This is a genomic window from Microlunatus ginsengisoli (assembly GCF_039537205.1).
In the GTDB taxonomy this organism is placed as follows: domain Bacteria; phylum Actinomycetota; class Actinomycetes; order Propionibacteriales; family Propionibacteriaceae; genus Microlunatus; species Microlunatus ginsengisoli.
The window spans coordinates 299,946-313,372 of record NZ_BAABAB010000010.1; the positions used below are offsets into that span (position 1 = coordinate 299,946).

At 71.6% G+C, this 13,427-nt stretch carries 11 protein-coding genes and 2 pseudogenes; 10 read left to right on the forward strand and 3 right to left on the reverse strand.

What is annotated here, in order from left to right:
* Positions 1-2 precede the first annotated feature (2 nt).
* On the forward strand, positions 3-302 hold the full coding sequence (locus ABD747_RS08590) for a hypothetical protein (protein WP_344803400.1): 300 nt from the start codon (positions 3-5) through the stop codon (positions 300-302).
* Between the two features lie 17 nt (positions 303-319).
* Here the strand turns inward: ABD747_RS08590 and ABD747_RS08595 are convergent, their stop codons facing one another.
* Both ABD747_RS08595 and ABD747_RS08600 read right to left on the reverse strand, forming a co-directional pair.
* Positions 320-604, reverse strand: coding sequence for a hypothetical protein (locus tag ABD747_RS08595; protein ID WP_344803402.1), 285 nt, complete (start codon positions 602-604; stop codon positions 320-322).
* An 82-nt stretch (positions 605-686) separates the two neighbouring features.
* Complete coding sequence (locus ABD747_RS08600; protein ID WP_344803404.1) at positions 687-2,942, reverse strand: LuxR C-terminal-related transcriptional regulator; 2,256 nt, start codon at positions 2,940-2,942, stop codon at positions 687-689.
* A 135-nt stretch (positions 2,943-3,077) separates the two neighbouring features.
* On the opposite strand from ABD747_RS08600, the gene ABD747_RS08605 reads away from it, so the two are divergent.
* Genes ABD747_RS08605 through ABD747_RS08620 form a run of 4 tightly spaced genes read left to right on the forward strand, consistent with a single transcriptional unit; the run spans position 3,078 to position 8,248 of the window.
* Positions 3,078-4,295: an Acg family FMN-binding oxidoreductase gene (locus ABD747_RS08605; protein ID WP_344803406.1), complete on the forward strand. Its 1,218-nt coding sequence runs from the start codon at positions 3,078-3,080 to the stop codon at positions 4,293-4,295.
* Positions 4,292-5,098 carry a CPBP family intramembrane glutamic endopeptidase gene (locus tag ABD747_RS08610; protein WP_344803408.1) on the forward strand — a complete coding sequence of 269 codons (807 nt, stop codon included), beginning with the start codon at positions 4,292-4,294 and terminating at the stop codon, positions 5,096-5,098. The genes ABD747_RS08605 and ABD747_RS08610 overlap by 4 nt, the downstream gene beginning before the upstream one ends.
* 10 nt (positions 5,099-5,108) lie before the next feature.
* Positions 5,109-6,761, forward strand: a complete 1,653-nt coding sequence (locus ABD747_RS08615) for an NAD(P)/FAD-dependent oxidoreductase (protein WP_344803410.1) — start codon at positions 5,109-5,111, stop codon at positions 6,759-6,761.
* A 29-nt stretch (positions 6,762-6,790) separates the two neighbouring features.
* Positions 6,791-8,248 (forward strand): sensor histidine kinase, encoded by a 1,458-nt coding sequence (locus ABD747_RS08620; protein WP_344803412.1) that lies wholly within the window; start codon positions 6,791-6,793, stop codon positions 8,246-8,248.
* A 4-nt stretch (positions 8,249-8,252) separates the two neighbouring features.
* Here the strand turns inward: ABD747_RS08620 and ABD747_RS08625 are convergent, their stop codons facing one another.
* A complete protein-coding gene (locus tag ABD747_RS08625) occupies positions 8,253-9,383 on the reverse strand; it encodes a queuosine precursor transporter (protein WP_344803414.1) in 1,131 nt (376 codons plus the stop codon).
* Between the two features lie 83 nt (positions 9,384-9,466).
* Between ABD747_RS08625 and ABD747_RS08630 the strand changes: the two genes are divergently transcribed.
* From ABD747_RS08630 to ABD747_RS08650, 5 genes and pseudogenes are all read left to right on the forward strand, one after another.
* Positions 9,467-9,871, forward strand: a complete 405-nt coding sequence (locus ABD747_RS08630; protein ID WP_344803416.1) for a DUF5709 domain-containing protein — start codon at positions 9,467-9,469, stop codon at positions 9,869-9,871.
* A gap of 15 nt (positions 9,872-9,886) precedes the next feature.
* A complete protein-coding gene (locus tag ABD747_RS08635; protein ID WP_344803418.1) occupies positions 9,887-10,681 on the forward strand; it encodes an SDR family NAD(P)-dependent oxidoreductase in 795 nt (264 codons plus the stop codon).
* Positions 10,678-11,640: a prolyl aminopeptidase gene (gene pip / locus ABD747_RS08640; protein WP_344803420.1), complete on the forward strand. Its 963-nt coding sequence runs from the start codon at positions 10,678-10,680 to the stop codon at positions 11,638-11,640. Before ABD747_RS08635 ends, pip begins: the two co-directional genes overlap by 4 nt.
* A gap of 205 nt (positions 11,641-11,845) precedes the next feature.
* Positions 11,846-12,472: pseudogene (locus ABD747_RS08645) on the forward strand (PhoH family protein); the annotation flags it as partial.
* Between the two features lie 261 nt (positions 12,473-12,733).
* Positions 12,734-13,273, forward strand: a pseudogene (locus ABD747_RS08650) (LAGLIDADG family homing endonuclease); the annotation flags it as partial.
* Between the last annotated feature and the right edge of the window lie 154 nt (positions 13,274-13,427).

The window sequence follows — 13,427 nt, forward strand, 5'->3', positions numbered from 1 at the left end:
TCTTGGATGTCGACGGGATCGCGGCCCCGCCGCGCCGCAACGGCGAACTCGTCTTCGAGGCACCGTGGCAGTCCCGCGTGTTCGGCCTGTGCGCCGCCATCGTCCAGACCTGCTTCAACGGCGACCGCGAGCCGTTCCGACGGCAGTTGATCGCCGCGATCGCGGCAGAACCCGACCGCCCCTATTGGGACAGCTGGACGACCGCGCTCCAACAGTTGGTGTTGAACGCGGGGCTGCTCGATCAACATGCGATCGAGATGCGCATCGACCTGGCCACCGACCCCGAACCGCCGGTGTCCTGACCGCACTGGCAGCACCGTCAACTCGGCAAGGCTTTCCTCGCCGGCATCGAGCCGGCGCAGGATGCGTGGAGGAGTTCCGTCGGCGAAGCGGTGCCCGGCGGCGGCTCCGAGGTCAGCGCGACCACCTCGTGCCCAGCGTCCCACAGCAGAGCGAGCAGAGCGCGAAGGGCGGCCTGGTCGAGACCGTCCAGCAGCAGGGTGCAGTCGCCTGGACGGCCGATCAGGTCGAACCGGTCCGCGATCAGCTCGGCGAGCTGCGGCGAACAGGTCCACCGAAGGGTGATCGTGATCCGGGCAGGCACCACGCCAGTGTGCGGGTGATCGGTTCATTCACGGCACACCCCGCGCCCACAACCACCCGGGGTGGGCTGCCCTGGTTCAGAGTCAGATCAGGCCGAGCTCCCTCCCGGTCGCGACCGCCGCCGACCGCGAGTTCACCCCGAGCTTGCGGTAGAGGCTTTTGCTGTAGGCCTTGATGGTGTTGATCGACAGATACAGGGCGGCGCCGATCTCCCGCCGGCTTGCCGATCCCGCGAGCGCGCGCAGGATCGCCAACTCGCGGTCGGTCAGCGGTTCGACCAGTGCCCCGGACCGGATCGCCGTTCGCGCGGCGCCCCGGCCCAGCCGGTTCTCGGCATGCTCCAGCATCGCTCGCACGGGCGGGTTGATCGCCTCGTTGTCGGCGATCTCGCGGGCCTCGGCCAGGGCCGCGCGCGCGTCGGCCCGCGAACCGCAGGCGAGCTCGGCGTCGGCCAGGAACACGCGGCGGACGACCTGGGTGGCGACCCGCGATGCGCCGCCCGCGTCGCCCGCACGGACGAGCAGGTCACGCGCCTGAGTATGTCGTCCCTGCACGTATGCCGAGCGGGCCTGCACCAGCCGCAGCATGGCGGCGGAGGAGTCGGCCACCCGCCACTCGGCGTCCGCGCGTGACGCGAGCGGCAGCGCGTCGCGCAGGAGCAGCTCGACCTCCGTGGACCGGCCGAGTCGAAGGAGCGCGAATCCCAACAATCCGGCCAGCTGCAGCACCACGCCATCCGACCAGCCGGAGTGGTCGCGGGCGTCCCAGAGCCTGGTCAGCACGTCGACGGCCGGCCCGAACTGGCCGTCCCGCTCCAGCGCCGCACCGAGCGCGAGCAGCGCGGTCCGTGGTTCGGACTCACCCGCCACGCGCTCGAGGTCGACGGCAGTGCGGATCAGCGCCAGCGCCTCGGTGGTCCGGTCGGCCGGCGTCCCGATCAGCCCGCGCATCATCAGCAGCGCGGCCCGCGAGTCGCGCCAGCCCGCCGGCGGCGGCCCCGCGTCGAGCACTGCCTCGCACGCGTCCAGCCAGGGCCCGATCCGGTCGCGTCGGCCGCACGCCTCCGCTGCGTACGCCAGACCGAGGGCGAGCCCGGGGCCGACTGGTGAGCGCGGCAACGCGTCGCCGAGGGCGAGGTAGGAGCCGGTCAGGCCGTGATCGAAGAACCAGTTCTGCTGCGTCGCCAGCAGCGAGGCCGCACCCGGTCCGTCCCCGGCGCGGAGCAGGCAATGGACGGCTTCGTCCTGCAGCCCGTGGTCGACGAACCAACCGGCGGCGCGGCGCAGCACGACCAGTTGCCGGTCGGCGGCCGCGGCGGCCGGGGCGGCGTGCACCAGGGCCTGCCGGAACAGCTGGTGGCAGCGATACCACTCCCGGCGCCCGTCCAGGGTGGTGACGAACAGGCACGCGCGCTCGAGCCGGTCCAGGACTGCCGCCGAGCCGGTCGTGTCGAGCGCGACGTCGCACAGCGCGCCGGACAACCGTTCCAGCCCCGAGGTGGCGACCAGCAAGTCGGACTCGGCGGCGGTCAGTTCCGGCAGCACCTCGGCGGCGAAGTAGTCCAGGACATACCGGTCCGGCTCGGGGGCGTCTTGCCGACGTACGCCCTCGGTGCGGCCGCGCAGGGCCAGCCCGGTCAGCTGCAGTCCGGCCGCCCACCCCTCGGACCGGGCCAGGGCGTCGTCGGCCAGCCGGTCGTCGATCGGAGCCGCCACCAACGCCGTCAGCATGGCGGCGGCGTCGGAGCGGTCGAACCGCAGGTCGTCGGCGCGCAGCTCGGTGAGCTGCCCGCGCGCCCGCAGCCGGGCGACGGGCAGCGGCGGGTCCTGCCGGCCGGCCAGGACGAGACGGACGTTCGGTGGCAGGTAGCTGACGAAGTACTCCACCTGCTCGTGTAGTTCCCCGTTGCGCAGGGTGTGGAAGTCGTCCAGCACCAAGACGTAGCGCTCCGGCGACCCGGTCAGGTCGTTCAGCAGGGTGGGCACGGCCTCCTCCAGCGGGTCTGTGCCGGGCGAGAGCAGACGCTGCAGCGCCGCCGACCCGGCCGCATCGCTGACCGACCGAACGGCCGTGATCAGATAGCGCCAGAACCGCAGCGGTTCGTCGTCGCCCTCGTCGAGCGACACCCAGGCCACCCGGATGGCCGGGTCCAGGCGATCCAGCCAGCTGCTGAGCAACGTGGTCTTGCCCCAGCCCGCGGGCGCGACCACCAGCGTCAGCCGGCCGCCGCCGCCGGTCAACCGCTGCTCCAGCGCGTCTCGGCGCACCGTTCCCGGACGAACCGGCGGCACCGCCTGCTTGATCGCGAGCAGCGGCGCGACCGGCCGGTCCCGATTCATTCGCTCATTGTTCCGGAGTGACTACCCGGGGTGGAAGTCCGCGGCGGGTGGTGCGCCGGCACCCCGGCGGTCGCGAATCTGGCCCCGATCCGATCAAGCCGGACGATCGAGCCGGTGTTTTCAGGAGGCGAGCAGATGACCATGATCGACACCAGCGGACCGACCGAGGCCGCCGTCGCGAATCAGCCGTCGCGAATCAGCCGCCGCCGCGTGCTGCAGGTGGCCGGCGTCGGCGGCGCGACCGTGCTGGTCGCCGGCGGCGGCCTGCTGAGTTACCGCGCGCACGACACGGGTGCGCTGCGGCCCGGCAGCGGGACCGCGTACGAACCGTGGGACGGCTGGCGCGACGATCCCAGCCCGCTGGGCGCGGTAGCGGCCGCGGTGCTGGCCGCCAACCCGCACAACACCCAGCCGTGGACGTTCCGGGTGAGCGACACCTCGATCGAGCTGTCCACCGACGGCGGGCGGCGGATGCCCACCGTGGACCCGTACGACCGCGAGCAGCAGATCGGCCTCGGCTGCGCGCTGGAGAACCTCGTGCTCGCCCTCGACGCTCGCGGCTACCGGACCGAGGTGGCGACCGGTGCCGACGCCGACCACCCGGGGCGGCTGGCCGCGGTGGAGTTCCGGGCCGGTACGCCGGTGGCGTCCGCGTTGTACGAGGCGATCGGCGACCGGCACACCGATCGAGGGCCGTACCGTCCGGACCCCGTGCCGGCCGCGGTGCTGACCCAGCTGGGTGCTCACGACGACCTGGCCGGCGTCGGCCTGACGTGGATCGAGGATGCGGGGGACCGGGCCGCGCTCTCGGCCCTGCTGATCACGGCCACCGAGGCGATCATCGCCGATCGCGAGCAGTCGGAGGAAGCGTTCTCCTGGTTCCGCAGCGGGCCGGACGACATCGAGCGGCACCGGGACGGGCTGACCCTCGACGGTCAGGGGTTCGGGCCGGTCAAGCTGGCCGTTGCGAAGCTCCTGCCGCCGTCATCGCGCACCGACGGAGACGCCTTCTGGCTGGACCAGACCAGGACCGTTCACACCGCGACGGCGGCGGCATACGGCGTGGTCACCGCCGACGACGTCGACGACACCGCATCGCGGCTGGCCGGCGGCCGGCTGCTCCAGCGGATGCACCTCCGCGCCACGGTGGCAGGTCTCGGACTGCAGCCGATGAACCAGGTCACCGAACGGATCGACCGGGAACGCTCGCTCGGCCGGACTTCGGCGCTGGCGGCACCGCTGGCACGCCTGCTGGCCGATGGGGGACAGCCGCTGGTTGCGTTTCGGATCGGCTACCCGACCCGGGCGGCGCGGCGGAGTCCCCGGCGGCCGGTGAGTGCGGTGACGGCATGAAGGCGCGGGACGGCGCGAGCGGACGGACGCCGCGCGGGACCCGGCTGTTCACGACTTCCGGGTTCCTGCTCACCTTCGTCGCGGCCTGGGTGGTGCTGGACCGGCTGGCCCCGGCCCCCCCGATGCCCGTGCCGGCATTGGCGGCATTGATCGCGGCCGCCACCGTCCTGGTCCTCGGTCAGGTCATCGTGTTCCGCACGCCGCCGCAGGCCGCTCCGCGAGCCCTCGGTCTGGGCCGGCCGGTGCCGCGTGCGGTTCTGGTGGCGGTGCTCGTGGGTGGCCTGGTCGTGGCGACCTATCTGAGCGGCGCCGCCGTCCTCGACATTCGGCTCCAGCTCCGGCCACAGTGGCAGCTCGTCGCCCTCGGCGCACTTCTCTTCCACGGCCTGGCCGAGGAACTGGTCTGGCGCGGCTTCGTGTTCGGCCGGCTGCGCGACCGGTGGAGCTTCTGGCGCTCGGTCGCGGCGTCGATGCCGTTGATCGCGCTGACCCACGTGCCGGTCCTGCTGAGCTCGGGACCGCTGATCGGCGGCCTCGCGCTGACCTCGGCGGCGGTGACCTGCCTTCCGCTCGCATACCTGTGGGAGCGCGGCGGACGCACGGTGTGGGCACCGGCGATCCTGCACGGACTGATCGGCTGCTGGCAGGTCTTCGAGCGGACCTATCCGCCGGCCTTCTCGCTGGTGGTGCTGTTCGCCAGCATCGTCGTACCGCTGGTCGCCTTCGGGTTCCGCGACAGCTTCTTCGGCAGGGACGGAAACCGGAAAAATCAGTCGCCCACGCCGGTCAGCGCCATGCCCTAGCCTGGCGACCGTGGCCCGGCCGACCATTCTCACCGTCGACGACGACGCCCAGGTGTCCGCGGCGATCACCAGAGACCTGACGGTCCAGTACGGCGAGGACTATCGGGTGGTCGGCGTGACCTCGGGCGCGGAGGCGCTCGACGTGCTGGCCCGGCTGGCGCTGCGGGACGAACCGGTGGCACTGATCGCCGCCGATCAGCGGATGCCGCGGATGACCGGGATCGAGCTGCTCGCCCAGTCGCAGACCCACGCGCCGGAGGCAAAGAAACTGTTGCTCACCGCGTACGCCGACACCGAGGTCGCCATCGCCGCGATCAACGACGTGGGCCTGGACTACTACCTGCTCAAGCCGTGGGATCCACCGGCCGAGCGGCTCTATCCCGTGGTCGACGATCTGCTCGGCGACTGGCGCGCGGCCCATCCCGATCACACCGCCGACGTCCGGGTCGTGGGCAACCGCTGGTCCGACCGGGCCCACGAGCTCAAGTTGTTCCTGTCCCGCAACCACGTGCCCTACCTCTGGTACGACGTCGAGCGCGACGAGGAGGGCGAGCGGCTGCGTGGCCTGGCCGAGGCCGGGCCGGACGAGCTGCCCCTGGTGCTCGTGCCCGGCGCTCCGCCGCTTCGCTCGCCCGCGCTGGTCGACCTGGCGGGCGCGCTCGGCTTGCACACCACGGCCCGGCAGCCGCTGTACGACGTCTGCATCGTCGGCGGCGGTCCGGCCGGCCTGGCGGCGGCGGTGTACGCGGCCTCGGAGGGATTGAGCACCGTCGTGGTCGAGCGCGAGGCGCCGGGCGGACAGGCCGGGCAGAGCGCGGCGATCGAGAACTACCTGGGCTTCCCGCGCGGGTTGAGCGGATCGGACCTGACCCAGCGCGCGATCGCCCAGACCGGCAGGTTCGGTGCCGAGCTGGTTGTGGCCCAGGACGTCGTCGGGCTCGAGGTCCGCGGACCGGTGCGCGCCGTCCGGTTGGCCAGTGGCGACGAGATCGAGGCTCGCTCGGTGATCGTGGCGAGCGGCGCGTCCTATCGCCGGCTGGCCGCCCCGGGGCTCGGCGACTTCGCGGGCCGCGGCGTGTTCTACGGTGCGACCGCGACCGAGGCGGCCCAGTGTCAAGGTGAGACGGTGTATCTGGTCGGTGCCGCGAACTCGGCCGGCCAGGCCGCGTTGAACTTCGCCCGCTACGCGGAGCGGGTGGTGTTGCTCGTCCGGGGACCGTCGTTGGAAGCCACCATGTCGCGCTATCTGGTCCGGCGGATCGAGGAGCATCCTGGCATCCGGGTGCGGGTCTGTACCGAGGTCGTCGCCGCCGCCGGCGACGGACACCTCGAACGGCTCACCTTGGCCGATCGCGAGCACGGCTCGACCGAGGAGGTCGAGGCGAACTGGCTGTTCGCCTTCATCGGTGCCGCCCCCCGCACGGACTGGCTCGGCGCCGACGTCCGGCGCGACGACCACGGGTTCGTGGTCACCGGCCCGGAGATCGCCGCGGAGCACGCGGGATGGTCGCTGGACCGGCCGCCGTACGCGCTGGAGACGACCGTGCCCGGCGTCTTCGCCGCCGGAGACGTCCGGCTCGACTCGATGAAGCGGGTCGCGTCGGCGGTCGGCGAGGGCGCGATGGCGGTCTACCTCGTGCACCGCTACCTGGCGACGATCTGATGGACCCGGGTGCGATGGATGAGGCACCGATGGACGAGGCCCCGACCGACGCCACCGCGCCGCCGCCGGATCTCGCCGCGCTGCCCATCTTCAGCGGCCTCGGCCAGGCCCAGCTGAAGGCGCTGACGGCGGCGGGCACGCTGCAGCCGATCCGACCGGGGGAGCTGGTGTTCCTCGAGGGCGACCCGGCGGACGACTGGTGGGTGCTGGTGGACGGCTCGATCGACCTGCTGCGTCATGTCGGTCGCGAGGACACCCTGGTCGCGAGGATGGACGTGCCCGGCCGCTGGGCCGGCGGATTCCGTGCCTGGGACGAGCACGGGACCTATCTGGCAACCGGTCGCGGTGGACGGCCGGGTCACGTGTTGCGGGTGCCCGCCGACATCCTGCGTGACCGGTTCGCCGACTGGTTCCCGTTCGGTGCGCACCTGATCAGCGGGCTCTATCACACCGCACGCTCGATCGAGTCCACCGCGCGCGAGCGCAGTTCGCTGATCACACTCGGCACGTTGGCCGCCGGGCTGGCCCACGAGCTCAACAACCCGGCCGCCGCGGCCACCCGCGCCGCCGATGCGCTGGCCGACGCCAACCGCAGCGTGCTGTCAGCACTCGGCGCGCTGGCCGGGAACGGCATCACCTCGGCCCAGTTCGAGGCGCTGAACGAGCTGCGCCGCGAGTTGCGGCCGGCGTCCGGCTTCGTCGATGCCCTCGACCGGTCCGACCGGGAGCAGGCCCTGCTGGGCTGGCTGACTCGGCGCGCTGTCGAGCAGCCGTGGCAGCTCGCGGCCACGCTGACCGGCGCGGGCGCGGATCCGGGGTGGTGCGGACGGGTCGAGGACGTGCTGCCCGGGACAGAGTTGCAGCCGGCGCTGCGTTGGGTCGCGAACACGGTGGCCGTGGAGAGCCTGCTGACCGAGGTCCGGGAATCGACCGGGCGGATCTCCGCGCTCGTGTCGGCCGTGCGGTCTTACTCGCAGTTGGACCGGGCCAGCCGGCAACGGGTACGGGTCACCGACGGGCTGGAGAGCACGCTGGTGATGATGGCGCACAAGCTGCGCGGCGTGCGGGTCGAGCGGGACTACGCCGAGGACCTGCCCGAGATCGAGGCCGCCCCGGGGGAGCTCAATCAGGTTTGGACGAACGTGATCGACAATGCCGCCGACGCCATGGCGGGCGCCGGAGCGGCTGGTGAGGGAGTGGCCGGTGAGGGCGTGCTCCGGCTGACCGTCCGCCCCGAACGCGCAACCGGGTCGGTCGTGGTCGAGATCGCCGACACCGGACCGGGCCTGCCGGCGGACGTACGCGATCGGGCCTTCGAGCCCTTCTTCACCACCAAGGAGGTCGGCAAGGGCACCGGGCTGGGTCTCGACATCGCCCGCCGGATCGTGGTGGAACGGCATGACGGCACGATCGAGATCGACTCGGAGCCGGGCCGGACCGTCGTGCGGGTCACCCTTCCCGCCGAGTTGTCAGCTCCTCACTCGTGACATGTCACGAGTGAGGAGCTGACAACTCCTGAAAGACCGTGAGTTGTACGTCCGCCGGGGCGCTCAGCCGGGCGTTCAGCGAGTGCCACGGCGTCTCGGTCGGCGCGGCGATCACCTCGGCGCCGGCAGCAGCGAGGGCGCGGGTCACCTCGACCGCGTCGTCGACCTCGACCGCGACCCGCCAGGGCGGGCTGACCCCGGTGCGGCCCACCTCGGCGGTGTCGATGTAGTCCACCTGCTCGCGGTTGGACAGTTCCAGGGTGGCCCGACCGGCGTCCAGGATGGTCACCCGGGCGTCGCCGGTGGTGTAGGTCTCCTCCTCGCCCATGCCGAGCGTGTCGCGGTAGAACCGGACCGCGTCGTCGTAGTCCTCCGCCCGGACGACGAGCCGCAACTGCCGTACGGTCGGCTTCTCGGCGAGTGACGCGGCATAGTCGGGCTCGCGCCGCTTGATCGCCTTGATCACGACGTAGGTCACCGGCAGGAAGATCACCTCGACCGCCACCTTGTAGAGATAGCCGGTCACGGTGTAGCTGATCAGGCTGCTCCAGGTGGGAAACACGCCGACGAAGGCGATGAAGCAGAACAGCGCGGTGTCGGCGAACTCGCCGACGACCGTCGAGCCGACCAGCCGGATCCACATCCGGCGCTCGTTGGTCCGGTTCTTGATCTTGACCAGGACGTACGCGTTCAGGAACTGGCCGGCCAGATAGCCCGCCAGGCTGGCGATCACGATCCGCGGCACGAAGCCGAGTACGGCCAGGAAGGCGTCCTGGTTCTCATAGCCCGGCCCCGGCGGGGCCATCCCCACCACCAGGAACGTCAGCGACGCCAGCCCGGCCAGGAAGAAGCCCAGCCAGATCGCCCGCCGGGCCTGGCGCAGGCCGTACACCTCGGCCAGCACGTCGCCGAGGATGTAGGTCAGCGGGAACAGGAAGGCGCCGCCGTCGGTGAAGATGCCCTGGATGATCGGCAGCCCGTCCACCACGGTGATCAGCTTCGTGGCGGCGATGTTGGAGATCAGCAGCAGGCCGCAGAACAAGGCGACGACGACGGTGTAGATGCCGGTCGGATGTCGGACGTACCTCGGACCGGTCGTCGCGGGGACGGTGGAGGTCTGCTGCAGCGAGGTCACGCCGAGCACCCTATGCTCTCCGGGCTGCGCTCACCGGGCCAGCGCTCTCCGGGCCACCGAGCCGCTCTGGCAGGCTGGAGGACATGAGCGAGATCTACGAGAACGTGCCGGAGGAGACCGAGCAGCTGGACCAGGACCAGTTGCAGCCCGACACCAACCTGGACAACCGGGGGGTCGACGACGCGCTGGACGAGGGCTACTCGCCGCCGGAACGCTACTCCACCCTGATCCGGCACGGTGACCACGAGACGCTGGACGAGAGGTTGGCCGAGGAGGAGCCGGAGCCGGACGACCTCGACGACGACGGCTACGCCGACAACCTGGACGACGGCGAGGTCGGCGGGCAGCGAGCCGGGCGGTTGGTGGATCCCAACGAGGGGATCGGGCCGGACGAAGAAGGCGAGCTGTGGGGTGAGGACGTCGGGATCGACGGGGCCGCGGCCAGCGCCGAGGAGGCCGCCATGCACATCGTCCCCGACGGCGACTGAGACGGGCGCCGCTCCGTGCTGATCGACCTGACCGGGCGGACGGCCCTGGTCACCGGCTCCACCCAGGGCATCGGGCTCGCGATCGCGGCCGGCCTGGCTCGGGCCGGCGCCCGGGTCGGCGTCAACGGACGCACCGCCGAGCGGGTGGCGGCCGCGTCGGATGCCCTCCGGGCCGAGCTCGACGGCGGCGACCTGGTCGACGTGGCGGCCGACGTGACGAGCGCCGAGGGCGCCGCCCGCGCCGTGGAGCTGTGCGGCGAGGTGGACATCCTGGTCAACAACCTCGGCATCTTCGGCGCCGAGCCGGCACTGGAGATCGGCGACGAGGAGTGGCGGCGCTACTTCGACGTGAACGTGCTGTCGGCCGTCCGGCTGATCCGGTCCTGCCTTCCCGGCATGATCGGACGCGGCTTCGGCCGGGTGCTGAACATCGCCAGCGACTCGGCGGTGGTGATTCCGATCGAGATGGTGCACTACGGCGTCAGCAAGACGGCGCTGCTCGCGGTGTCCCGCGGCTTCGCCAAGGAGGCGGCCGGCACGGGGGTAACGGTGAATGCGGTGATCGCCGGCCCGACCCACACCGGTGGGGTCGAGGACTTCGTCTACTCCCTGGTCGACCGCGCGCTGCCGTGGGACGAGGCGCAGCGCGAGTTCATGCGGGCGCACCGGCCGCAGTCGCTGTTGCAGCGGCTGATCGAGCCCGAGGAGATCGCCAACCTCGTCGTCTACCTCAGCTCGGCCCAGGCCTCCGCGACCACCGGCGGCGCGGTCCGGGTGGACGGCGGCTACGTGGACTCGATCCTGCCGTGACCGGCTGGCCGATCACCGAGCCGTACGACGCGGGTCTGCTCGACGTCGGCGACGGGCAGCAGGTCTCTTGGGAGGAGTACGGCAACCCCGCCGGCAAGCCGGCGGTGTTCCTGCACGGCGGCCCCGGCGGAGGGATCAACGCCGGCCAGCGCCGGCTGTTCGACCCCGGCCGCTATCGGGTGCTGGCCTTCGACCAGCGCGGCTGCGGGCGCAGTCTTCCCCACGCCAGCGCGCCGGGCGCCGACCTGAGCACCAACACCACCTGGCACCTGGTGGCCGACATCGAGCGGCTGCGCGCCGCGCGCGGGATCGACCGCTGGCTGGTCTGCGGCGGCTCGTGGGGGAGCGCGCTCGCGCTCGCCTACGCCGAGACGCACCCGGAGCGTACGTCGGAGCTGCTGCTGCGCGGCGTGTTCACCTTGCGCCGCAGCGAGCTGGACTTCTACTACAACGGCGGGGCCGGTCAGCTGTTTCCCGATCGGTACGAGGCGTTCCTGGCTCCGCTCGGCGGAGGCGGGTTCCGCGGCGACGCGATCGCGGCGTATCACGAGCTGCTGTTCGATCCCGATCCGGCGGTGCATGGTCCGGCCGGGGTCGCCTGGAGCAGCTGGGAGGCCGCCACCATCACCCTGGAGCCGGATGAGGACCTGATCGCGAGCTTCAGCGAGCCCGCGTACGCCCTCGCGTTCGCCCGGATCGAGAACCACTACTTCGTGCACGGCGGCTGGTTCGTCGACGACCAGCTGATCGCGAATGCCGGCCGGCTGCGCGGCATCCCGGGCGTGATCGTGCAGGGTCGCTACGACGTGGCGACGCCCGCGGTGACCGCCTGGGACCTGCACCGGGCCTGGCCGGAGGCGGAGCTGCGGATCATGCCGGTCGCCGGGCACGCGTACGACGAGCCGCAGATCTTCGCGGAGCTGGTGGCCGCGCTGGATCGTTTCGCCGACCGCAGGTGAGCGCCGGGGGCGATTTCTCGGTTCAGATCGCCGATCCGGGTCTATAGGATGGGATGGCACCATCGTCGAACAGCAGTGAGGAATCCTGACCAGCTCCGAGTTCTCGGCACCGATCTCCGACCGCACGCCCCGTGACCCGTCGTCCGCCGCGGACCCCGCTCACGTCGAAGGACTGCGCCGGGTCACGGTTCCCGCCTCGATCGACATGGTCAACGTGCTGGGCCCCCGTGACTCGTTCCTGCGCATCCTGGAGCGCGAGCTCGAGGCCGACATCCACGTCCGCGGCAACGAGATCACCCTGACCGGGCCGCCGCACGCGCTCGCTCTCGGCGTCGACGTGGTGAACGAGCTGATCACCGTGCTCCGCACCGGCCAGGGGCTGACCGGCGACGCCGTCGAGCGGATCTGCAGCATGCTCGCGGCCCGCGAGGAGGCCCGGCCCGCCGACGTCCTGACCCACAACATCTTGTCCAGCCGGGGCCGGACGATCCGGCCCAAGACGCTCAACCAGAAGCGGTACGTCGACGCCATCGACAAGCACACCGTCGTCTTCGGCATCGGCCCGGCCGGCACCGGCAAGACCTACCTGGCGATGGCCAAGGCGGTCCAGGCGCTGCAGAACAAGCAGATCAACCGGATCATCCTGACCCGGCCGGCGGTCGAGGCCGGCGAGCACCTCGGCTTCCTGCCCGGCACCCTGAACGACAAGATCGACCCCTACCTGCGTCCGCTCTACGACGCCCTGCACGACATGGTCGATCCCGACTCCATTCCGCGGCTGCTCACCGCCGGCACGATCGAGGTTGCGCCGCTGGCTTATATGCGTGGCCGGGCCCAACCGGTCGACGAGCCGGTGCTCACCCCGGACGGATACCGGCCGATCGGCGAGCTCGAGGTCGGCGACCTGGTCGTCGGCGCGGACGGTCGCCCGACGCCGGTGCTGGGGGTGTATCCGCAGGGAGTCAAGGAGGTGTTCCGCGTCTCGACCCAGGACGGCGCCTCGACACTGGCCTGCGGCGAGCACTTGTGGTTCGTCACCACTCCCGGCGACCGTCGGCACGGCAAGGCCGGTCGGGTCGTCCGGACCGAGGAGATGATCGGCCGGCTGCGCGCGGCGCACCAGCGCCGGTTCGAGCTGCCGGTCGTTCGGCCGGTGCAACTGCCGGATCGAGACGTTCCGATCGACCCCTATGCGCTGGGGCTGCTGCTCGGTGACGGCTGTATCACGGGGAAGACCACTCCCAGCTTCTGCACCGGCGACCGAGAGCTCGCCGACGCGCTGGAGTCGGCACTCCCGGACATCGAGCTGGTGCCGAAGAGCGAACTCGACTATGTCCTTCGGCACGTGCACGGCCGACGCGGCGGCGTGATCGTCGCCAACCCGGTCACGGTTGCGCTCCGCGCGCTCGGGCTCCACGGAACCGGTTCACACACGAAGTTCGTGCCCCAGGACTACCTGCTGAACAGTGTCGACGTCCGGCTGGCTGTGCTGCAGGGTCTGCTCGACACCGACGGCGGACCGGTGCGCCAAAGCGGCCGTACGTGCCGGGTGCAGTACACGACCAATTCGGCCCGTCTCCGCGACGATGTGATCTTCCTCGTCCGCTCGTTGGGGGGTGTGGCCTATACCCGCACCCGGCTCGCACTCGGCCGCAAGCCGGGCTTTGCCCGGCGCCGCGAGGTCCCCTATCGGCACGACAGCCACGTCGTCGACATCCGGCTGCCGGCGGGCATCCCGCCGTTCCGGCTGCAGCGCAAAGCCGACGCCTATCTCCTCGCCGGCTGTG